Below are 7,699 nucleotides of genomic sequence, written 5' to 3' on the forward strand. Positions count from 1 at the left end.
TCGCCTTAATTAATGCGTTGAGTATTTACTATGCTGTTTTCTGTGCCAAATGTATTGCCAATATAACCATCAGCCTGGTGGTCGTTATCCCAAATGTCTCCATTTATTAAATAACGAAAGTGAAATTGTTGATCGATAGGTAAGCGTTGCTTAAATTTAAACACACCTTGTTTTTTATTAAGCTTCATTGGCACAGGTTGCCAATCATTAAATTCACCTAGTAAGCAAACTTCTTCAGCCTCTGGATGAGAGAATTCAAAGGTTACTTCAGCTTCATCTTTTGTTTTAAAAAAACGTTTATTCAACATAGCAGGCTCCAACTAAACCAAAAAGGGTACTTAATCTTTGCCACAGGCCATACAACTAAACAAAAAGGCGATGTGGATTCCATTCAAAATCATTAAACACGTTTTAAGTTAACCAAAACTTTATTTACGCATTATTACAGTGCAACAATTCATTTTTTCTGCACCTAAAAAGTGCGGTTAGTATATAAACAATCTTTTTTAAAAAGCTCATTAGTACAGAGCAATATTTGAACCAACTAAGCGTACATCACATATTATTTAATTAACTGAATTTAACGTGAAATAATCCAAAAGTATTGCCTAAATTTATAAAACCCTTTTGTTCTGTACTTTCATCAGTGATAATACACAGCATCTTAATACTCTGAAATATCATAATTTTCATGTTGAAAAAAAGCATTTTAATAACTATAGCAATCGCCTTTTTAATAATAGCCACACTTGTTGGTTCTTCAATCTATACCCTTTATAGTAAAAAAGAAATCTCAGTTGATCCTAAATTAAAAGAAATCTCAGGTATTGAATTTGATAAACAAAAACGTCTATGGGCGATAAACGATGGAGGCAATGAACCCAAGCTTTACCGCCTTAATCAAGATGGCTCTATCGCCAAAGAAATACTAGTTGAAAACGCTAAAAATATTGACTGGGAAGATATGACCCAAAATAAATTTGGGCACTTTTTTTTAGGGGATTTTGGCAATAACAAAAACGACCGTAGATGGCTCACTATTTATAAAATAGAAAACCCGATAGATATAAAAACAGATACAACCCAAGCCGAAATAATCAAGTTCACCTACCCCGAAATGGATGGCAGTCCAATAAAACCTAATAACCGTAATTTTGATTTAGAGGCATTTGTAGCACTAGGTCGTCACTTATATTTATTTACCAAAAACCGTACTGAGCCTTTCGATGGTATTACTAAAGTGTATAAAGTAGGCGATCATGCGGCTAATTTTAAGGCTGAGTTAATCGACTCTTTTAAAACATGTACCACGCTTGAAAAACTATGCTGGATAACCTCTGCAGCGCTTAGCCCTGATCGTAAAAAATTAGTCTTACTTGATTCAACCAGTCTTTGGTTATTTGAAAACTTTGAAGGTGATAAATTTTTCTCTGGTGATGTTTCAAAAATAGATTTAGGAATTGTTACACAAAAAGAAGCGGTCACCTTTTTTGACGACAACACCATTGTATTTACAGATGAAGAGTTTAAAGGCATAGGCGGTAATGCTTATTTTATAAAATTAGATGAAGCAACCAAAGAAGTGATTAAAAGAGCAAAAACAACACCTATCACAATCAATGCAGCAACAAATTAATTTGCTGCTGGGATCATAAATGCTCTGGTTCATCGCTTAAATTTAGTCTCTAAAATAACCGATGACGTTGTGCGCTCTACTCCATCAAGATTTCCTATATCGTCAAGTAAATGGCTTAATTGCTCTAAATTTTGAGCCTGTACCACAGCAATTAAGTCAAACTCACCACTTATGGCATAGAGCTGCGAAATTGCATCAATTTGCTTAAGCTCAATATTTGTTTTAGTTGTTAATTTTTGCTTAACTTTAATAGACACATGAGCTGATACCATTTTACTGAGGTAGTCATCTCCATAATCTACGCTATACCCTTTAATTACACCCGTTTCTTCTAATTTAAGCATACGGCTTTGTACCGTTGAACGAGATAAATCAAGCATGCGAGCAAGGTCTGAAATACTGGCTCTTGCGTTTGTTTTTAATACAGATAGTAGCTTTTCATCTTGTGGAGTTATCATAATGGTTATTTGTTTCGTTATTTTGACTTTTATTTTAATCATTTTTCACAAAATAGCACTGCAATTTTAACAGCTAACCTTCGATAATGACGCCCTACAAGAAATAATAACGTGTTTGCTGAAGAATAAAGGCTATATTCTTCTTTGATTTAGCAACTAATCTTTTATCTAAGCCCTTCAATTTAGGTGTACAAAATGCAAGTAACAAGAGACTTATTTAACGACGTAATGGTACCAAACTATAATCCTTCTGCTGTTATCCCAGTTCGCGGTGAAGGCTCACGCGTTTGGGATCAAAATAATAATGAATTTATTGATTTTGCTGGTGGTATTGCCGTTAACTGTTTGGGTCACTGTCATCCTGCATTAGTTAAAGCATTAAAAGAGCAAGGCGAAAAAATTTGGCATTTATCGAATGTTATGACTAATGAGCCAGCACTTCGTTTAGCTCAAAAAATGGTTGAAGCCACATTTGCTGATAAAGTTTACTTTGCAAACTCAGGCGCAGAAGCAAACGAAGCGGCGCTTAAGCTAGCCCGTCGTTTTGCACTTGATGTTTACGGCGCTGAAAAAACGCAAATAATTGCATTTAATAAAGGTTTCCACGGCCGTACTTTTTTCACCGTAACCGTTGGCGGACAAGCCGCTTACTCAGATGGCTTTGGTCCAAAACCTGCTGACATAGTACATTGTGACTTTAATGACATTGCTGCATTTGAAGCGCTGATCAGCGATAAAACATGTGCCGTTATGATGGAACCATTGCAAGGTGAAGGCGGTATTATTTCACCAACAGATGGTTTTGCTAAAAAAGTACGTGAACTTTGTACTAAACACAATGCGCTACTTATTTTTGATGAAGTGCAAACAGGTGTTGGCCGCACAGGCGATTTATACGCTTACGAAGGCTTAGAGGTTGTACCTGACATTTTAACAACGGCAAAAGCATTAGGCGGTGGTTTTCCTATTGGCGCTATGATCACTCGCACACACATTGCTGAGCACTTAAAAATTGGTACGCATGGCTCTACTTACGGTGGTAACCCACTTGCATGTGCTGTTGCAGAAGCTGCATTTGATACAGTAAATACACCAGATGTACTAAACGGTGTTAAAGAGCGCGAGCAATTATTCCGTGACGGATTAAACGCAATTAACGAAAAATACAACGTGTTTAGTGAAGTGCGTGGTAAAGGCTTATTAATTGGCGCAGTATTAAATGACAAATTTGAAGGCCGTGCACGCGACTTTTTAGTAGCAAGTGCTAATAATGGTTTAATGAACCTTGTAGCTGGCATGAATGTAATTCGCTTTACACCGTCTTTAGTTATTCCGTTTGAAGATATTAAAGAAGGCTTAGCGCGCTTTGAAAAAGCGGTTAGCGATGTAGTAAACGGTTAATATAGTTTAAATTAGCACGCCTACTGGCGTGCTATTGGAGCAAGCAATAAATGCAAGTATTACGTCCTATTACTGCCAATGATTTTGAAGCGCTTAAACAAATAGCAATTGAGTCAGGCCATGGGTTTACCTCTTTGCCTGTGGACGATGCACAGCTTAAAGAAAAAATTGAACGTGCTGAAAAAAGCTTTGCCAAAAACATTAACCAGCCACTTGATGAAAGCTATTTATTTGTTTTAGAAGACAGTGAAACAGGTGACGTTATTGGTACAACCGCTATAGAAGCTGCGGTAGGTTTATCGGTGCCTTTATATCATTATCATTTAGGTAAAACAGTACACCACTCACCTACTTTAAATGTATATAACACCGTTGATATTTTAAGCATGTGTAACGACTACACAGGCTGCTCTGAAATATGCACATTATTTTTGCGCGAAAATAGTCGTAAAGGCCTAACGGGTCGATTTTTATCGCGTTCACGCTTTTTGTTTATGGCTCAGCATAGCGAGCGTTTTGCCGATACTGTTATCGCAGAAATGCGCGGTGTTAGCGACGAAGATGGCCATTCTCCTTTTTGGCAATGGCTGCAAGAACACTTTTTTAGTATCGAATTTCCAGAAGCGGATCACTTAGTGGGCTTAGGCGATAAGGTATTTATTAGCGAGTTAATGCCTAAATACCCTATTTATGTGAACTTGCTTAGCAAAAAAGCCCAAGCTGTTATTGGCCATGTGCATGAAAAAACAAAACCTGCGCTAAAATTATTAGAAAAAGAAGGTTTTGAGCACAGAGGCTACGTTGACTTATTTGACGCAGGCCCAACGGTTGAAGCAAAGCTTGGTAATATTCGCAGCATTCGCGACTCTCAAGTTTGCCCTATTACTATTGGTGAGCTTGATCACATATCACAAAATAGCTCAGATACGCTGGCTGTATGTAATCAAGGCGTAAGTGGCTTTAGAGCAACATTTACCAAAGACGCACATTACAATCATGCGAAACATACTCTCGTCATTAGCCAAGATGTGGCTAAGGCACTTAATTTAAGCCAAGGAGACGCAGCGCGATTTTTCCGCCTGTAAATAATTTATGAATACACACCTAATTAATAACCAATGGCATACAGGCCTTGGCCCAGTATTTGAGTCAATCAATCCAAGTAATGGCGATGTCGTATGGCAAGGTAATGGCGCAAACGCTGATCAAGTAGATTCGGCTATAAAAGCAGCCAGAGCTGCGCAATTACAATGGGCAGACAAACCACTTGAAGAGCGTATAGTCATTCTTGAAAGCTTCGCAGCACAATTAAAAGAACACAGCGAAGAATTTGCGACCATAATTGCACGCGAAACAGGAAAGCCATTATGGGAAACCCGCACCGAAGTAGGCGCAATGACAGGTAAAGTAGCTATATCTGTAAAAGCCTACCATGAGCGTACCGGTACAACCGAAAACCCAATGCCCGGTGCTAAAGCGTTTATTAGACACAAACCGCATGGCGTTGTGGCTATTTTTGGCCCGTATAACTTTCCTGGGCATTTACCAAACGGACATATTGTTCCTGCAATTCTAGCTGGCAACACTGTGGTATTTAAGCCATCAGAGCTTACTCCGCACGTGGCAGAATTTACCCTCTCACTTTGGCTAAAAGCGGGCTTACCTGCAGGCGTCATTAACCTTGTGCAAGGTGAAATTGAAACAGGTAAAGCACTTGCCTCTCATAAAGATATAGATGGCTTGTTTTTTACCGGTAGCTCAAACACAGGTCACTTATTACATAAACAGTTTGCTGGACACCCCGGTAAGATTTTAGCGCTTGAAATGGGCGGTAATAATCCACTGATTGTAAAAGATGTGAGTGATGTAAGCGCTGCTGTGCACGATATTATTCAATCAGGCTTTATTACCTCAGGTCAGCGCTGTACGTGTGCACGCCGCTTATTTATTGAAAAATCAGCCAACGGCGATGCTATTTTAGAAAAGCTAATAAGCGCAACTAAAAATATAGTTGTAGACGACAGCTTTGCTACAGAGCAGCCTTTTATGGGTGCGATGATAAGCGAAAAAGCAGCACTGGGTATGGTTGCCGCGCAAAGTGAATTAGTCTCAAAAGGCGCACAAATCCTTGTTGAACTTAAGCAATTAAAACCAAGCACGGGCTTTGTAAGCCCGGGCATTATCGATGTAACAAACATTACCAACATGCCAGATGAAGAACATTTTGGACCGCTAATTAAAGTATATCGCTTTGATGATTTTGACAGCGCAATCATTGAAGCCAACAACACAAGCTTTGGTTTATCTGCAGGTTTACTTAGCGACAGTGAAGATGACTACACTTACTTTTTAAAGCGTATTCGTGCTGGTATTGTTAACTGGAACCGCCCTATTACGGGTGCCTCAAGTGCAGCTCCATTTGGCGGTATTGGCGCCAGTGGTAATCACAGAGCCAGTGCCTATTATGCCGCCGATTATTGCGCATACCCTGTAGCATCTGTTGAGTCAGACAAAGTGAGCTTACCGCAAACCCTAGCGCCGGGCTTAATAATTGAATAAGTAATAAAACCAAATTTTAGATTTAAGGACTTAACATGCATACTGATGTAAATACATTATTTAATAACCTTTGGAAAAATTACTTAAACGTAACTCCATCGGCAGACAAAATTCATGACCTTTTAGGGTCAACGCAAAAAGATGACATCATTAACGATCATATTGCGCTGCGTACATTTAATATTGAAAAAGTGGGTCTTGAAAAACTCGCAGCGCACTTTCTAGCGATTGGTTACAAAGAATGTGGTGAGTACCACTTTGAAGCTAAAAAACTTTACGCAAAGCACTACGAGCATAGCGACCCTAATCAGCCAAAAGTGTTTATCTCTGAACTGTTAGTAGAAAAATGCTCGCCAGAGTTACAAGCCATCGTAACTGACATGGTAAGCCAAATTGATGAAAGCGCAGTAACTGCTGATAACTTTTTGTATTCAGGCACGCATTGGCAAGTAAGCACCGATACTTACAAACAACTGCTAGCTGAAAGCGAATATGCAGCGTGGATGTCGGCGTGGGGTTACCGTGCCAATCACTTTACCGTAAACATTAATACGCTTGCTAAGTTTGATAACATTCATGATGTTAACCAAGCTCTAAAAGATGCTGGCTTTTCGCTTAATACGTCAGGCGGCGAAGTTAAAGGCTCACCAGAGGTGTTACTAGAGCAATCGTCAACACTGGCTGATGAATACTCAGTGACCTTTAGTGACGGTGATATGAGCATTCCTAGCTGCTTTTATGAGTTTGCGATTCGTTACCCTAAAGCAGACGGCGAGCTTTATACTGGTTTTGTAGCAGCCTCAGCTGACAAAATATTTGAAAGCACCAACGCTCGATAGCTAAACCTAAAGTACTTTATTTTAAAAGCCCATTATGGGCTTTTTTTATGTTGGTAAGTTATGTTAATTAATTATAAAAATAACGGTTTATAATCGTTTTCTAACTTTTCAAACGATAAGTCACCAATAAAGCGACCAAAGCTCAACCAAGTGGCCAAACCGCGTAAATCTTTAAAGTGTGGCGGCACAAACTGCGGGCTCTCTATTACACCTAAATCATGAAGCTGCGATATTAATCTAAAATCATCTATCGATATTTTACCTACCAATAATAAAGGGAGCCTATCGATTCGACCTAGCTGTATTGCCACACGTATTAAGTTATAAACCAGCACAAAGCCTTTAATGTAGGCAATATCTTTTGTAAAAGGCAGACCTGTTGGCGTACTACCTCTAAATACACGCTGCGCAAGTGTGTAACTGTCATCTTTTGATAAGCCTTGCGCTACATAATCACGGTATATATCTACAAACTCAGCGCCATCTATTACCTTTGTAACTGCTTGAATCCGGTTAACTAATTTAGATAAACGCCTTGGGGTCGATTTTAATGTAATAATTTCGGTTAATACCGCTAAGCCTTCTTGGGTAATAGTGGAGCTAGGCGTACCTTTACTTAAACACGTTAAATACGGCTGAGCTAGACCATTTTGAGTGGTACCTACGTGTATCCACCCTTCATGAACTTCTAAAATATCAAGCTCACGCTGAGAAAACTTAACATCTTGATTAAGCTTAATATTATTAGCACCGGCGGCTGCATCACTGACAATACCATCGCTAAGCATTACCTCTACGTTTATACC

The 7,699-nt window shown here is 39.0% G+C and carries 8 protein-coding genes; 5 read left to right on the top strand and 3 right to left on the bottom strand.

Going from position 1 to position 7,699, the window contains the following annotated elements; all coding sequences use genetic code 11:
- Positions 1–5 precede the first annotated feature (5 nt).
- On the bottom strand, positions 6–308 hold the full coding sequence (locus L656_RS0102895) for an isoamylase early set domain-containing protein (protein ID WP_007580752.1): 303 nt from the start codon (positions 306–308) through the stop codon (positions 6–8).
- Between the two features lie 383 nt (positions 309–691).
- On the opposite strand from L656_RS0102895, the gene L656_RS0102905 reads away from it, so the two are divergent.
- Positions 692–1,636: a hypothetical protein gene (locus L656_RS0102905; protein WP_024598139.1), complete on the top strand. Its 945-nt coding sequence runs from the start codon at positions 692–694 to the stop codon at positions 1,634–1,636.
- 29 nt (positions 1,637–1,665) lie between these two features.
- On the opposite strand, the gene L656_RS0102910 is transcribed toward L656_RS0102905, so the two are convergent.
- Complete coding sequence (locus L656_RS0102910; protein WP_024598140.1) at positions 1,666–2,094, bottom strand: Lrp/AsnC family transcriptional regulator; 429 nt, start codon at positions 2,092–2,094, stop codon at positions 1,666–1,668.
- 195 nt (positions 2,095–2,289) lie between these two features.
- Between L656_RS0102910 and L656_RS0102915 the strand changes: the two genes are divergently transcribed.
- Genes L656_RS0102915 through L656_RS0102930 form a run of 4 tightly spaced genes read left to right on the top strand, consistent with a single transcriptional unit; the run spans position 2,290 to position 6,893 of the window.
- A complete protein-coding gene (locus tag L656_RS0102915) occupies positions 2,290–3,495 on the top strand; it encodes an aspartate aminotransferase family protein (RefSeq protein ID WP_024598141.1) in 1,206 nt (401 codons plus the stop codon).
- A 50-nt stretch (positions 3,496–3,545) separates the two neighbouring features.
- Positions 3,546–4,580, top strand: a complete 1,035-nt coding sequence (astA, locus tag L656_RS0102920) for an arginine N-succinyltransferase (protein ID WP_024598142.1) — start codon at positions 3,546–3,548, stop codon at positions 4,578–4,580.
- 7 nt (positions 4,581–4,587) lie between these two features.
- On the top strand, positions 4,588–6,054 hold the full coding sequence (gene astD, locus L656_RS0102925) for a succinylglutamate-semialdehyde dehydrogenase (protein WP_024598143.1): 1,467 nt from the start codon (positions 4,588–4,590) through the stop codon (positions 6,052–6,054).
- Positions 6,055–6,089: 35 nt separating this feature from the next.
- On the top strand, positions 6,090–6,893 hold the full coding sequence (locus tag L656_RS0102930) for a DUF1338 domain-containing protein (RefSeq protein WP_024598144.1): 804 nt from the start codon (positions 6,090–6,092) through the stop codon (positions 6,891–6,893).
- Between the two features lie 71 nt (positions 6,894–6,964).
- On the opposite strand, the gene L656_RS0102935 is transcribed toward L656_RS0102930, so the two are convergent.
- Positions 6,965–7,699, bottom strand: a 735-nt coding sequence (locus L656_RS0102935) for a flavohemoglobin expression-modulating QEGLA motif protein (protein ID WP_024598145.1), incomplete at its 5' end; no start/stop codon positions are given.

The sequence above is a fragment of the Pseudoalteromonas sp. TAE56 genome (assembly GCF_000497955.1).
Taxonomy (GTDB): Bacteria; Pseudomonadota; Gammaproteobacteria; order Enterobacterales; family Alteromonadaceae; genus Pseudoalteromonas.